The following is a 14,901-nucleotide window of genomic DNA, read 5'->3' as shown; positions in this document are numbered from 1 at the left end:
GAAAAAGAAAAGTTACACTGCTGTCCATAACAGAACATTAATATCAGATATTTATAAGGAACACCATGCTCAACTGGCAAGAGATAGACACAGTACTACTGGATATGGACGGCACCTTGTTGGATTTACACTATGACAATCAGCTTTGGAATCATATTGTTCCGCAAGCGTATGCCGACCACCAGCAAATTTCACTGCCACAAGCTAAGCAAATAATGGCACAAAAATACCAAGACGTTGCCGATAGCATGCATTGGTATTGTTACGACTTTTGGACCCAAGCCCTAGAGCTTGATATTTACCAACTGCAGCACCAAGTGGCCGATAAAATCAACTGGCGACAAGATGCGCAACTGTTTCTCAAGCAACTCATTAAGGCCAATAAGGCGCGTCATATATTAACCAATGCACACCCAGAAGGTGTACGCCTTAAAAATGAATACACCGGGTTAGTAGCATTTTTTGACTCTTGTATTTCAACACATGAATATGGCCAGCCTAAAGAAGAGCAACAGCTCTGGCATCAAGTGCAACAGCGTATTGGCTTTGACCCAGCCCGCACCTTGTTTATTGACGATAATGAATTAATTCTAGATGCCGCCAAGACTTTTGGCATCAAACACTTAATCGCCATTGATTTACCCGACTCTCAATTAGGCCAGAAAACCTTTCATCGTCATCAAGCCATCAGCCACTTTAGTGAAATAATGCCGAAATAAGCAGCTAACAAAAGCGCTTTAACCCAGCAGGCTCAATAAGGGTGTTAACGATTCTCAAATAGATAATCGATACTAGGAAGTAATATGTTAACCACGTTTCAAATACTCACCACGCTGGCTCTGCTGTTTTGGCCAATGATGTGGATAAGCAGCGTGATGTTGTTCGGCGGCCCTGGTGCGACCGATAATCCGAATACCGTCTATAGCACGGTTGGCTTACTGCTCTACCCTTGTGCGCTATTTTTACTTTATGGTTTGATGGGTTGGCCGCTGTTTTTTATTCCGTCTAAGTATTTAATGATTATCGGTATACCTCTTAACCTCGTGCTGGTTTATGCCAGCTATGGCACCTTAGTCATCAATACAATGAAAGGCATATCAAATTCAGGGTACAGCGTGACAGAGCAAAACGTTTATTACGCTGGCAAGCTTATTCCAGACGCGCTCGCGGAGTCGTTTAGTGTATTTGATAACGAGCCGAGTTATCGCAGCTCACAATATGCTCGCGATGCTGAGCGGGTTTATTATCATGGTCAACCGCTACCTGATGCCGACGCGATGAGCTTTAAACTCTTATTTGCCGACAACGATGACTATTGGGCTGATAAAGATCAGGTTTTTTATCACGCCACACCTCTCAATCTTAACCCAAGCACGACCAAAGTTTTTCACCAAGACAGCCATGCAACGTATTTAACCGATGGCGAGAGGCTCTATTGTGAAAGCATGCTGGTTGCTGGCGCTGATCTTGCAAGCTTTACAGTATTATTTGGCCCCGTCGCCAAAGACAAGCACCATATTTACTATGAAGATGCCATTATTTTACCTGAGGCAGATATTGCCAGCTTTACCCTTTATGAAAATGAACAATACTACGCTTTTGATAAAAACAGCGTGTACGACTTAATTGCTGATAACTCACAAAAGATAGCTGATTCAGATCCTGCTAGCTTTGAGTTTTTGGGCCGCAGCTATATGAAAGATAAACATCGCGTTTACCTGAGCCAACAATATGCACCTACGATTGTATTAGCAGATGTCGACCGCGAGAGCCTAGTTGTGACAGACTATGATGATAAAACAGGCTCAGACGCCTACGACAAACATGGCTATTTACTCAATGGTCAGCGCTTAACCGCTGATTAGCATAAATTTTGTGCTGCAAAAACGCAGGCAAAATAACTATTTTGCTGATCCAGGACTCGGGTTGATGTAAACAAAAGAAGTGAGCAACGAGATGGAATTTACCTTTTTCGGCACCAGTGCCGGTACACCAACGAAAGCACGTAATGTAACGGCCTTGGCATTACGTTTAAAGCGAGAAAAAAACTGGTGCTTAATTGACTGTGGCGAAGGCACACAGCACCAATTACTGCATGCGCCCTACTCACTGGCAAATTTGGCCGCTGTATTTATCACTCATGTTCATGGCGATCACTGTTTTGGGTTGGTCGGCTTACTGGCCAGTGCATCGCTAACTGGGCGCAAAGCGCCCCTTACTATTTATGGACCCGCTGCATTAGCTAAATTTATCCCGTTAACCCTTGAATTAACCGATACGTACTTGTGCTACCCAATTGAATTTGTTGATGTTGAAAGCCTCGACCAAGACATCGAGGTCGCCGGTTTTGCCGTCTCAACCATTAGACTATCACATCGCGTACCCTGCCATGCCTGGCACTTTGTTGAACGTAATATTGCTCACCAACTTGACCAAGAGAAGCTATGCCAAGCCGGTATCGAAAAAGGCCCTCTGTGGGGAAAAATTCAACAAGGCGAGCAGGTGTGCTTAGCCGATGGCAGCTTAATCAATGGCCGAGACTTTTGGCGTTTAGACAATGAGGCGCGGAGCATTATTGTCGCCGGTGATAACGATCAACCCGAGTTACTGCAACAAGCCGCTGCTAATGCGAATGTGTTGATCCACGAAGCAACCTATACCCAAGCCATCGCCGATAAAGTGGGGCCGGAACCGATGCACAGTAGTGCAATGCAGCTGGCTAAATTTGCCCAACAAGTCGCCTTGCCCAATCTAGTGATGACACATTTTAGCGCGCGATTTGGCGGTGAAGGGAAGTTTTCAATTAGAACCCTGCAGCAGGAAGCGAAGCGGTTTTATCACGGCGAGTTGTTCTTAGCGGAGGACCTCACCACTTATCAGCTTAATAGCAAGGGTGAGCTAAGCAAACTTAAACCTTAATGAGCGCTTATAGAGCCTTGTTTTTACTTAATAAATTTCGTTACTTGTATGTTGTACTTGTTGATTCGTATTTTTTGTAGGACCTGAGCTTACTCAGGGAATTTGTGATATTCGCAGAGCAAGCTCTGCTCCTACGTGAGAACATATTTTTTGTGAGAACAATATTGATATCTCGAATACGGTAACCGCCGTTTTCGCAGAATAAATTCCGCCCCTGCGTAAAGTTATCGAGCTTTTGTAGGAGCGGCTTTTAAGCCGCGAAAAAGCCGCTGTGAAGCGGCTATCCGAGATAACTAGTTAGGAATATTCGACAAGCTAATTCGGTAGCTGCCATTTTCTTGTTGTGGGCCAATCCAATCTAACGCTTGGCTAATCGCCGGCGCTAAAGATTTACCGCCTTTAATTTCACCTTCAACACGATACTGTTGTTGGTTGGGCAACCACGACTTCATGCTGATGGTTAGATGATCCGATTGCTGATCTAAGATCGCAGCCAAGCCACCGTTTTCACACTCTAATTTTACTTTAGGATCGCCTAAAATCACTTCACCCATTGGCGTTGTAACACTGGCATCGGTCCAAAACAAAAAGCCATCTAACTGCTGACAAAAAGGCTGACCTTGGCTGGCTGTTTTAATTTTTAAATCCAGTAAGCCTTGCGCTTCTACCGGCATTGGTAAGGGCAAGTATTTAAGCACCCGTTGTACGGGCAAAGTGACAGTTAAGTCAGAGGCTTCACCGCCATCTAAGCCATAAGCTAACTCACCTTTACCAGCTAAACCTTTACCTCGACCAAATTTAATGTCGGCCGCTAAGCGTGCGGTAAATAAAGACCAAGGCTTAACCTGCCATTGCAGCTTTTCAATGTTTTCACCGCGTACCATCACTTGCTCTGCTTGACCTTGCCAAACCGTGCCAGAGACGCCCGATAACTCAACGCCAGCAGTAAGTGGAATAAACTGACTCGCCCACTTCGCTGGCATTAAACAAACCAAAAACAAGCCATACAGAAATAAGCAAATCACAACTGGCTTTAATTTAATTTTCATCCAGCAACTCCTAAATGCAAACGTCTTACTTTCACGGTGCCGGGCGCATCACCTACAGCTAAATCGGTATTTAAGGTAACAACCCCATGACGCTCTTGCAGTTGCTTAAGCCAACTCAGTAGTTTATTGAACTCAATATTGTCAATCCACACTTCTAGCTCATCACCCTTAGGCTGAATTCGGCTAATGGTAATACCGCTTTGTCTCGCACTATTACCAATTAACTGGTTAAGATTTACGTTGCCCACCTGACTGGCATTTTGCGCCTGAAAGTTAACAATATCCTGACCCTTTGACTTCATCCAAACCAAGGTTTGCTGATTACTTTTAAGCCGAGTTTGCTCATTGGCCAACGCATTGCTTAATGGCTGAAATACGCCCCAATATAAAGCCCCCACAACGATCACTAGCGCAGATAAAATAGCTAAGTTACGCTCACGGGTTGCCAGATTCTCCCACCAATCTTTCATCCTTGCCCCCTGATAGTTAACGTACCTGTCACTTTATTATCTTGATTACTCATCGCGCCTTGTTGCACCTTGAGGCTAGGATCAAGCAAGCTTTGAAATTTCTCAAACTCAGCATAGGTATTTGCTTTAATTTGTAACCTAATCTCACTGTCTTTACCTTCATATTTCAGCGACATTGGTTTAAAACCCGGCACTTGCTTGAAGGCAGGTTGGATTTGAGCCAACATAGATAATAAGTTGGTACCTTGGGTTTGGTTTTCTAATTTGGCCAAGTGACGCTTTAGCTGCGCTTTAATGCGGGCTTCACGAATATTTTGCTCATCGGGAAACAAAGTGACATAGATGTCTTTAATTTCTGCAGTGAGTTGTTCATTTTCTTGCTTTAGTTGCTGTAACGATAATACCGCAGACACAACCGCCAACAGTAAACATGCCGCTGCGGCAATACCAACTCGTTTCCATAACAACCAGTTCTTAGAGTATTCTTTTTGTGGCTGATATTCGCCAACTAACAAGTTAATGTTACTCGCCAAGGCACCTTGTGCGAGTAATTGCATCGGCAACTCTGGCGTATTTAACTGCCAATTACCCGCCACGTTTTCAGGTAACGGTGTATAAGCTTGGATCACTTGCGCGCCAGTTTCGGCATCGCCGTCAGTGACTGGCTCATCCTGTGCTAACCATTTCTCCATTAAAAATGGCAACAAGCTTTCGTCAGCACTAAAGCCTTGGTATGGTCCCTGACGAATCAACCAGTCATCTCCCATTTGCACCGCAGACCACTGATCTTCGTGAGCAGGCAGCATTAATACGTCAGGCAAAAATTGACGGCATTTAAGTTGAGCAGTTTCTAGCCATTCTAGCCAGTTATCCATTTTAGCTTTTTCAACCACGGCTAATTGCGCCATGCCATCACTGCAATTAAGCACCGTAAAATGCAATTTGTCGACGTCGGTTGCGAGCTCTTCCTCTACCATGTAAGGCAAGGCTTGCTGCAGCTGCCGCGTTAACTTACCGGGTACTTCTACCTGGGTGAGTAATACATCGGCAACCGGCAATAATACAATCACCGGCCGGCCACCGGCTTTTTCGTTTAACTGCGACAGCTGCTGGGCATTATTAAGTTGCCCAGATGCGATGATTTCTTGCTCACTACTCGACCAAACAAGCCAGTCAATTCCGTGGTTGGCTTCACTGCCTAATCGAACTACTAATCGTTCACTCACTGAACGCCTCCATATTGACGTCTAAGCGTCTTAACTTCTTTTTTACTGGCTTGAAACAAGGCCTGTAAGGCGACTTGTGTTTCATCAAATTCGGCGATGCCTTCTAATTCAAAATACTGACTTTTCACATCAATTTGTGCTTTCACTTCATCGCTGATAGTTAAGCCAGCGAGGGATGATGAGGCTAAGAACTCTTCCTTATTCTCCCAGCCATTTTGTGGCCGATCATCAAGTAACGTTTGTGCCTGATCTTCACTAAGCATCGGGGTAAATAGTGCTTGGAAAATCTGTGGTTGGTCAGCTGGCACAGTATTAACATTGAGCAACCAACTTTTATCGGGTACTACACATAAATAAGGTTTTAATTTTTTATACACCCCGGCACTCACAGCCTGAATAGCTCTGAATTCAGAAACATCAACCATCGGGGCATTGGCGGTCAAATGCGGAACACCGCGCCCTTGATAAAAACTGTCTTCGGCGCCCTGGCTACTAATGGCAATATCATCGGCATCAAGCCAATCACGAGTCGAATCGGTCATTTGCTCGGCGTAATAACCGTCAACGCCGACAATTTCAAGTAACGCCTGAAACTGGTTAGCAATTAATGGCCGTTGGCCATCAGGCTTGTTAGGCGCATCTAAGGCATTAAGATTAAAGCAGCCTTGTCGGTCTTTAATTTCACCAGAAATAGTACCGCCATCAAGGGGAAAGCTCATGCCCGTCATGGCCCAGGCTTGATCTAAACTCACTACATCATCATCTTTCAAGGCGTTCTTTAGGGTCATTTTAACCAACGCCTCGGCCGCATGGCCGTACCAATAGGCACGTTGACTCATTACCTGCCCTTGAGTGCGCATCAACTCCATTTGCAACCGAGAGGTCATATTAGTCGCCACGACGACCATCACAGATAAGATCAGCAATACTGTGATCAGAGCAACGCCCTGCTGAGCTGAAGGTTTTATCTGTGTTAGCTGCTTCATTATGATCTCCCGCCATTGACAGGACCGCCATTAGGGCCGTTTGTACCTGTGGTCGAGTTACCACCTGTTGTGGTCGAGTTGCCACCTGTTGTCGAATTAGCCCCACTCGCTGAGTTAGTATTATTAGATGATGAATTACGTGCTGGGTTTTGTGGCACCTTGGCTTTCACCGCCTCGCCTTCTGGCGTCAAAAACAGCCTTGAAATCACGCCGTAATCTTCAAAGTCGAATTCCATGGCGATGCCCGCAGGTAATTTATCTTTATTAGTCCAGCTGGCCTGCCAACTCTTATCCCAATAACGCAACGTTAAGTTATTCACACCTTTTATTAGCACTTGCACTTCAGGCTCTTGCCCTGACACAGCGTCTGGATATAAAAAGTACAGTCGCTCTAAGTTGTTCTCTTTAATTCGATAGGCAACGCGCACTAAGTTAGATCGGGGCAACTGTCCCTGAGGATTTGACCAACCTAAGCGCACAAAATCAATGCCATCACTTTCTGATTCAGCAATATACTTACCCGCACGGAGCAAAGCCCCATTGGGCTCAGCGCCATTACGCGTGGTACGAGCCACCATTTGCGTCATATCGCGCTCGATAATTAGCATCGCACGCTGCATTTGTTTTAATTTTTCAGTGTGCTCTGATGAAATTTTATCGCTACGCATCACACCTTGTAACACTTGATATGCCGCTAAACTCAGTACTGAAAACACCGCGATGGCGATCAGGATCTCAAGTAAAGTAAAGCCACGCTGCGTTAATCTCATCTTAACGGCCAACGTAAGTTCGAGCGGTTGCAATAGCGACATCCATTTTGTCGTCCAGAGACACTTCGATGTCGAGGGCCTTAAAATTTGGATCCGCGGTTTCCACCCCTTTCCATTGCCAGTACCAAGTTTGTCCAGCCATTTCTTCTGATCCTTTCACCCAAGAAGCCCCCGGCCAGCGCTTTTCAAGGGTTACTTGGGTCAATTGATTACTAGCAACCCAAGTAGCAAAAGTTTTTTCCTGTAAATAACTCAAACTGCGCACATGCTCACTGGCAGTATTCATCACCGCCAGACCGGCCGAGGCGAAAACACCTAAGGCGACCATCACTTCAAGTAACGTCATACCCGCTTGTTTGGTTAAAGAGATATGTTTATTCATTCTTCAGGCGCCTCATTAATAGCCAGCTCACCTGTCATTTTCACTTGCAGTTCAATCCACAACTTATTGTCTTCATCAGTTGGACTAAAGCGCATCACAAATGGCGTTATCTCACCACTCGACATGATATGAATTTGTGGGATGATAATTTCCTCGGGCTCATCAAACACGCTTTCGTCTTCAAATAGCTCTTCTTGCTCATCCCTATCATCCCAAACAAAACCAGAAAGCGTGAGCGCCACCTTCATGTCTTCAGGCAGTGCTACCTCAGTATTAAATTTACCCGGCGGTAACGGAAACCAACGTTTTTTAGCAACATCATAAAAGACAAACTGATAACGTTGTTCTTCAACCACTATGCCCAGCTCGCGAGATGTCATTAACGCTTGGTCGCTCATCACTTCAATAAACCCAGCTAAACGCTGCGCTTCTAATTTAAGGGACTTATACCCTGAGTTACTGGGCATGGTCATCACAACCGCGGTAGATGCCAAGCCCATTAACATGATTACCAACATTATTTCCAGCAAAGTAAAGCCAGCCATGGCTGACTTTAGCGGTCTTGCTAAAGGTGCTTGGTAACCCGGTTTCATTTAGTTTAAGTCGTCCATGTTCCAGTTACCGATATCATCATCGGTACCTTCTTCACCATCAGGACCAACAGAGAAAACATCAATATTGCCTTTTTCACCTGGGCTAGTTAGCAAGTAAGGGCTACCCCAAGGATCGTTAGGTAAACGTTTAAGGTAACCACCATCGCGGTAGTTACGTGGCTCAGGAGAGCCGGCTGGTTTGCTGACTAGCGCTTCTAAGCCTTGATCTGTGGTTGGGTAGCGGCTGTTGTCCAGCTTGTACATATCCAGTGAGTTTTCTAGCGCAACAATGTCTGACACAACTTTTTGCTGGTCTGCTTTCTCTTTATTACCTAGCAAGTTAGGTACAATCATGGCTGACAACACGCCCAAAATAACGATAACAACCATCACCTCAAGTAAAGTAAAACCTTGTTGTGAACCTGGTTGGGAACCTTGCTGCTTGTTCTGTACTCTCATGACAACACTCTCTATAAAAATGGCATTAATGCCAGCTAAGGGTTAAACGAAACTAAATCAAAAACAGCGATTAAAATAGATGCGAGGTTACCCTCCCACCATATTATTAAGCGCTAACATTGGCTGTAATATCGCAGCCACAATAAACAATACCACTCCCGCCATGCTAACGACTAGTGCTGGCTCAAATACGCCTAACGCCATATTTACCTGAGCTGCAAATTGCTTATCTTGGTTATCTGCTGAGCGCTCCAGCATTTGATCTAATTCACCACTGCGCTCACCGCTGGCAATCATATGTAACATCATCGGTGGGAACAATTTGGTGTTTTCTAATGCCGCGCCCAAACTGGTACCTTCACGCACAAATTCAGTGGCTTCACCCACTTTAGCGCGGGCATATAAATTACTGAGTACTTCACCCGCTATCTTCATCCCCTCTAATAGCGGCACCGCACTGGCATTAAGAATACTTAAGGTACGTGCAAAACGAGCCGTGTTTAAATCTCGACTCACCTTGCCGACAACAGGCACCTTTAATAACATGCGATCAAACTTAAGCTGGTTATTAGGATTTTTAAGATATTGCTTCAGGCCAAACAGACTTAAGGCGATGCCACTCACAATAAATAAACCGTAGTCGCGTAAAAAGTCACTACTGGCAATAAGGAATAAGGTCGAGGCAGGAAGATCTTGCCCCATATGCTCAAACTGCCCCACCACTTGCGGCACTACTGAGGTCAGTAAGATTGACACCACGCCAACTGCAACCAAGGTCAACATCAACGGATAAATCATCGCCTGCATTAATTTGCTGCGCATTTGCTGGCGTTGTTCGGTGTAATCGGCCAGACGATCCAATACTAATTCTAAATGCCCCGCTTTTTCACCGGCTGCAACCATGGCACAAAATAGGTCATCAAAAATATGCGGAAACTCAGCCATACTGCCCGCCAAGGTGTAGCCTTCTAACACGCGACTACGCACTGACGATAGCATGGATTTTACTTTCGGCTTATCGGTTTGCTCTACCACGGCTTTAAGACATTCTTCAATCGGCATGGAGGATGCGACTAAGGTAGATAGCTGACGGGTCATCAGGGCGAGCTCTGGCGTAGAAATTTTACGCTTAAACGAAAACCCACCTTTGCTCTCTTTTTTAGCTTGCTCTGCAGCAGCCACCACCTCGATAGGGGTTAAGCCTCGGTCGCGCAAAATTTGGCGTACTTGGCGGGCCGTATCAGCTTCTTGCAAGCCTTTCTTTTGTTTGCCTTTTTTGTCTAGCGCTTTATATTCAAACGTTGCCACTTTGCTAGCCCTCTCTGGTCACACGAAGCACTTCTTCTATCGTGGTGATACCTTCGCGAACTTTCGACAAGCCATCACTGCGAATGCTTGGGGTGTGCTGGCGCACAATTTTTTCAATTTGTTGTTCGCTCGCGCCATCGTGGATAGCATTGCGCACGTCATCATCCATCACTAACAACTCGTAAATGCCGGTTCGACCTTTATAGCCTGAGAAGTTACACGCTTCACAACCATTGGCTCTGAACACTTGAATGGGATCTTCAATCGGCATGTTGAGCATGGACTTTTCTTTATCTGTCATTAAATGTGGTTCGCGGCAATCTGGACATAAGGTTCGCACCAGTCGCTGAGCCAACACGCCCAATAAAGAAGAAGATAATAAGAAGGGCTCTACCCCCATGTCTTGCATCCGAGTTAATGCGCCGATGGCCGTATTGGTATGCAAAGTTGATAATACTAAGTGACCCGTTAAACTGGCTTGAACCGCAATTTGCGCCGTTTCTAAGTCACGTATTTCACCTATCATCACCACATCAGGATCTTGACGTAAAATAGCACGTAAACCTCGCGCAAAGGTCATATCAACCTTAGTATTTACTTGGGTTTGACCGATACCTTCTAGTAGGTATTCAATCGGGTCTTCAACCGTCAGAATGTTACGGTCTTTTGAGTTTATGTCGGATAAACCAGCATACAAAGTCGTACTTTTACCCGAGCCCGTAGGGCCAGTAACTAAGATAATACCGTGAGGTTTGCGCAGTAAATCTGTCAAGATTTCACTGTTTTTCGCCGTCATGTTTAATTCAGACATACGCTTAACCGCGTTTTTATCTAATAAACGCAATACCACACGTTCACCATGACTTGACGGCATCGTAGACACACGCACGTCGACCGCACGACCACCGATACGCAGGGCAATACGGCCATCTTGCGGGATCCGCTTTTCAGCAATATCTAACTTCGCCATGACTTTAATACGTGACACTAGCAGTGATGCCAGTTTACGTTGCGGCTTAAGAATTTCGCGTAAAACACCATCAATACGAAAACGAATAATGAGGGTTTTTTCAAATGTCTCAATATGAATATCCGACGCGCCTTCTTTAATCGCTTCGCTGAGCATGGCGTTGATCAACTTGATGATCGGTGCATCGTCGTCTGCTTCAAGTAAGTCTTCGTTATCCGGTAACTCTTCTGCCAAAGTAAAAAAGTCTTCGTTACCTATGTCTTCCATCAGCTGGCGTGCTTGCGAAGAATCGCGCTGATAGGTTTGCGTTAATGTTTGCTCAAACAGATCATCAGCTAAGATGTTAATGCTAAAACGTTTTCCCATTTGCCTACGAATTTCGAGGAAAATCTCAGGCTTAGCGTCCGCTTTGCAAAACACCTTAGCTTGGCCATTAGTTTGACAAAAAACGACCCCATGATTTTTTGCAAAGGCAAAAGGCAGTAGCTTAGACGAAGAGTCAAGCTCATCGAAATGAGGCACTTCGTCAGCAATGGCTTTTTCATCTATAAGCGGCGTTTCCATCGACTGCATCCTTAATTACTGCTGGCTTCTGGCGCACGACGTTTTTTCTTGGTGAAGTCGAACACTTCAGGGTTAATCTCTGGACTTTGGCCCCATTCAGGCAACACCGGCACATCGGTATTAGGCATTAAATTAACACCTTGTGCTTGCTGCTGTAGTTGTACAGCACGCATTAGGCTGTACTTACGAGAGCTTAAGCTCGCCATTTTATTACTGTCACGAATAATGGTCGGACGAATAAAGATCATCAAGTTACGCTTTGAGGTGCTGCTACTGGTCGATTTAAATAAATTACCAAGGTAAGGAATGTCACCCAGTAATGGCACTTTCTCGACTGATTCATCTACTTTCTCATCGATTAAACCACCGATAACAATGGTATCGCCGCTATCTGCAAGTACCGTTGTTTTAACGGCACGGGTCGCGAACGTAATATCGACGCCAGTATTACCGTTTACGTTAGAGACTTCTTGTTCAATAACCAACTGTACTGCATCACCTTCGTTGATTTGTGGCGTTACTTTTAGCTGAATACCCACTTTTTTACGTTCAATGGTAGTAAACGGGTTGTCGTTGTTACCACTGGCCGCAGAGCCTGTTTTAACGGGTACTTCATCACCGACAATAAAGCTGGCTTCTTGGTTATCCAGCGTGGTGATACTTGGCGTGGCAAGAATATTCGAGCCTTTTGAACTAGCTAAAGCTTGTAGCACTACGCCCCAATCATTAGACGCATAACCTACCGCCATGCCGCTCACTTTGCTCAGTACGCTCGCTAATGATGTTACATCACCTTTAGTTTCAGGGTTAACTGTCGTTTTATCACCATCAATGATGGTCGAGCCTTTTTCTGGCCTCGCTTGATAAGCTCCAGCCGCAATTTCACTTAATGACGCGCCATTGGTATTAAATTGCGTACCACCACCCGCAAGGGTTGCCCATTGCACGCTAAGGCCAATTCCGTCACCTTCTGCCACTTCCACAATAATGGCTTCAACCAACACTTGGGCACGGCGAATATCGAGTTGACGAATAACCGCTTCTAACGAGCCCATCACATCAGGCTGCGCCGTAATAACAATCGCGTTAGTGCCTTCATGGGCTTCGATATTCAAGTTCGATTGCTTATTATTTGAGCCACCAGCAGCTGCGCCATTAGCACTCTTCACTTCACCTTCAATGGATTTACTAACGCCGTTGAGCACATCGACCATTTCTTTAGCTTTAGCATACTTAAGATAGAAAACGCGCGTGTTACCACTGGTTTCTAATTCACTATCAAGCTGCTTAACTAAGTGCACCGCGCGTTTACGCGCTTGCGGCTCACCGCTGATAATAATGGAGTTAGTACGTTCATCCGCGACCATTCGTGGCTTAAGCATGTTTGGCATGTTGGTTTTACCATCGCCAGGCTTTTGAATAGACTCTAAAATGCGCACCATTTCTGCAGCACTAGCAAATTTAAGGCGGACAATATCAACCTCTTCATCACCTGCTTTGTCAACGCGACGTACAATTTCCACTAAACGATTAACAACCGCGGCACGGCCCGTGATCATAATAACGTTAGAAGGGTCGTAATGAACCACGTTACCACCACCGGCGTTGTCATTTAGCTGACGCAGTAAAGGAGCGAGCTCTCGTACCGATACGTTACGTACTGGCACCACCCGCGTGACCATCTCATCGCCCTTGCCCGGATTGGCACCGTCAACCACTGGGATAGCAGATACTTTGGCATCCTTAGCCTTGATCACTTTCATTACCCCATTGTCCATTTCGACAACAGCAAAACCGTACACATCAAGTACGTTAAGGAAGAATTGATAATATTGTTCATCATTAAGCAGATCGTAACTACGGACGTTTATTTTACCGCGAACTGAGGGCTCGATAATGATGGTTTTATTGAGGTTTTTACCAACGATATTAATAAACTCGTTGATGTCTGTGCCCTTAAAGCTGGCTGAATATTCAGCAGCAGAAATGTTAGCGCTTACGGCTAATAGCAATCCTGCACAAAGGGCGCTTAGTTTACGCCGGGTCCCTGAAATTCTCATAATTCTTACTTGCTCCAACTTTCTTATTATTCGGGCAGACTAAAATATAAATCGTGAATTTGGCCATCGCGCTCTACCGATAGCGTCATTTCACGCATAGTAGGAAACTCTTGCATTAAACTCATCGACTGCTGCATGTCAGTTAAGTCAATGCCATTGAGGCTAACGGCGAGATCGTTTGCTTGTAACCCCGCGCTTTGGAATATAGTGGCGTCTCGGCCAGGGTTAATACGATAGCCAATAAGAGCGCCTTGGTTTCGTACCGGCGAGATAGAGATAAAATCAGTAATTTTACTTGGGTTAGCCAATAATTCTGCCCGGTTGAGATCGAGCTTTACAGGGGCTTCTCGCACCGTTTGAGATTCAGCTCTCGGCGCTGACGGCTGACTTGACGAATTTTGATTGGTCACATAAGTCTCACCATCAAGCATCAAGGTTTGTAAATCTCCGCGATACTCTAAAATAACCCGGTCAAATTTGATTTCTTTTAACACTGCACCAGTATTACCAATGCTATTACCGATGAAGTAGGTATCTTGCCTGCCGCGATCTTCAATAATCGCAATAGCATTTTGCGGCACGGTAGAAGCGAGCACGCCGGTCAACTTAACATTGAGCTTAGTTTTAGGGGCAACCTTTGGCTTAGCAGCAACCGGTGGAGGGGCGACTTTTTTATTAAATTCACCGAATAAATGCAACGCAGTAATAGCAGTCAAGTTAATACCTTGATGACTACTCCCCTGCTGTGCAACTGGGGCTGGACGCCAAGGCGTCGATTTTGTAGAACCTGAAGGCATCACCATCCAGGTTAAATTGGCTAACTGATAACAGAGCAGCACCAGCAAAGAATAAAAAGCGATAGATGAAAGCTTTTGCTGGGGCAAGCCGCTCAGGCGCATCAGTACACCGGAGAACTTATCCATTACTACATTCCTAATTTATAACAACACAGCATCCTGCCGATAAAGGGCATACTAGCCCGCGGCGAGTGTCTCACTCAAGTATAAAAACCGGGTTATGAGAGATGGGCAATATTCTTAGCCCTCACTATACATACTAAATACTCGATTCTGCCTTGTTAAGTCCAAATATATAAGCTACACGCATCACATTACAGTAAATACAATGCACTATTTAATGGTGGC

At 45.2% G+C, this 14,901-nt stretch carries 15 protein-coding genes; 3 read left to right on the top strand and 12 right to left on the bottom strand.

The annotated features are described in order from the left end of the window. The first annotated feature begins 65 nt into the window (after window positions 1-65). From yrfG to K6Y31_RS08065, 3 genes are all read left to right on the top strand, one after another. Entirely contained in the window at window positions 66-719 is a 654-nt protein-coding gene (yrfG, locus tag K6Y31_RS08075) for a GMP/IMP nucleotidase (RefSeq protein WP_233052289.1), read from the top strand. An 84-nt stretch (window positions 720-803) separates the two neighbouring features. Next, complete coding sequence (locus tag K6Y31_RS08070) at window positions 804-1,865, top strand: DKNYY domain-containing protein (protein ID WP_233052288.1); 1,062 nt, start codon at window positions 804-806, stop codon at window positions 1,863-1,865. A gap of 91 nt (window positions 1,866-1,956) precedes the next feature. Continuing rightward, entirely contained in the window at window positions 1,957-2,919 is a 963-nt protein-coding gene (locus tag K6Y31_RS08065) for an MBL fold metallo-hydrolase (protein WP_233052287.1), read from the top strand. 293 nt (window positions 2,920-3,212) lie between these two features. On the opposite strand, the gene K6Y31_RS08060 is transcribed toward K6Y31_RS08065, so the two are convergent. The 12 genes from K6Y31_RS08060 to gspC all read right to left on the bottom strand — a co-directional run bounded on the left by K6Y31_RS08060 (window position 3,213) and on the right by gspC (window position 14,679). Then, window positions 3,213-3,968 (bottom strand): type II secretion system protein N, encoded by a 756-nt coding sequence (locus tag K6Y31_RS08060; protein WP_233052286.1) that lies wholly within the window; start codon window positions 3,966-3,968, stop codon window positions 3,213-3,215. Continuing rightward, complete coding sequence (gene gspM / locus K6Y31_RS08055) at window positions 3,965-4,438, bottom strand: type II secretion system protein GspM (protein ID WP_233052285.1); 474 nt, start codon at window positions 4,436-4,438, stop codon at window positions 3,965-3,967. The genes K6Y31_RS08060 and gspM overlap by 4 nt, the downstream gene beginning before the upstream one ends. Beyond that, window positions 4,435-5,664 carry a type II secretion system protein GspL gene (gene gspL / locus K6Y31_RS08050; RefSeq protein WP_233052284.1) on the bottom strand — a complete coding sequence of 410 codons (1,230 nt, stop codon included), beginning with the start codon at window positions 5,662-5,664 and terminating at the stop codon, window positions 4,435-4,437. Before gspL ends, gspM begins: the two co-directional genes overlap by 4 nt. Further along, complete coding sequence (gspK, locus tag K6Y31_RS08045; protein ID WP_233052283.1) at window positions 5,661-6,650, bottom strand: type II secretion system minor pseudopilin GspK; 990 nt, start codon at window positions 6,648-6,650, stop codon at window positions 5,661-5,663. Before gspK ends, gspL begins: the two co-directional genes overlap by 4 nt. After that, on the bottom strand, window positions 6,650-7,420 hold the full coding sequence (gspJ, locus tag K6Y31_RS08040) for a type II secretion system minor pseudopilin GspJ (RefSeq protein WP_233052282.1): 771 nt from the start codon (window positions 7,418-7,420) through the stop codon (window positions 6,650-6,652). The genes gspK and gspJ overlap by 1 nt, the downstream gene beginning before the upstream one ends. A 1-nt stretch (window position 7,421) precedes the next feature. Further along, entirely contained in the window at window positions 7,422-7,802 is a 381-nt protein-coding gene (gene gspI / locus K6Y31_RS08035; RefSeq protein ID WP_233052281.1) for a type II secretion system minor pseudopilin GspI, read from the bottom strand. Beyond that, window positions 7,799-8,395, bottom strand: coding sequence for a type II secretion system minor pseudopilin GspH (gene gspH, locus K6Y31_RS08030; RefSeq protein WP_233052280.1), 597 nt, complete (start codon window positions 8,393-8,395; stop codon window positions 7,799-7,801). The genes gspI and gspH overlap by 4 nt, the downstream gene beginning before the upstream one ends. Then, window positions 8,396-8,854 (bottom strand): type II secretion system major pseudopilin GspG, encoded by a 459-nt coding sequence (gene gspG, locus K6Y31_RS08025; protein ID WP_233052279.1) that lies wholly within the window; start codon window positions 8,852-8,854, stop codon window positions 8,396-8,398. Window positions 8,855-8,941: 87 nt separating this feature from the next. After that, window positions 8,942-10,162, bottom strand: coding sequence for a type II secretion system inner membrane protein GspF (gene gspF, locus K6Y31_RS08020; protein ID WP_233052278.1), 1,221 nt, complete (start codon window positions 10,160-10,162; stop codon window positions 8,942-8,944). Between the two features lie 4 nt (window positions 10,163-10,166). Then, on the bottom strand, window positions 10,167-11,705 hold the full coding sequence (gspE, locus tag K6Y31_RS08015; RefSeq protein WP_233052277.1) for a type II secretion system ATPase GspE: 1,539 nt from the start codon (window positions 11,703-11,705) through the stop codon (window positions 10,167-10,169). Between the two features lie 2 nt (window positions 11,706-11,707). Continuing rightward, window positions 11,708-13,756, bottom strand: a complete 2,049-nt coding sequence (gspD, locus tag K6Y31_RS08010) for a type II secretion system secretin GspD (protein WP_233052276.1) — start codon at window positions 13,754-13,756, stop codon at window positions 11,708-11,710. A 26-nt stretch (window positions 13,757-13,782) separates the two neighbouring features. Beyond that, on the bottom strand, window positions 13,783-14,679 hold the full coding sequence (gspC, locus tag K6Y31_RS08005; protein WP_233052275.1) for a type II secretion system protein GspC: 897 nt from the start codon (window positions 14,677-14,679) through the stop codon (window positions 13,783-13,785). Window positions 14,680-14,901 lie beyond the last annotated feature (222 nt).

Origin of the sequence: Motilimonas cestriensis (assembly GCF_021295315.1) — a bacterium.
GTDB classification, from domain to species: Bacteria; Pseudomonadota; Gammaproteobacteria; order Enterobacterales; family CBDFNC01; genus Motilimonas; species Motilimonas cestriensis.
Note: the sequence above shows the minus strand (reverse complement) of the source record. Positions and strands in the feature narration are given on the sequence as shown.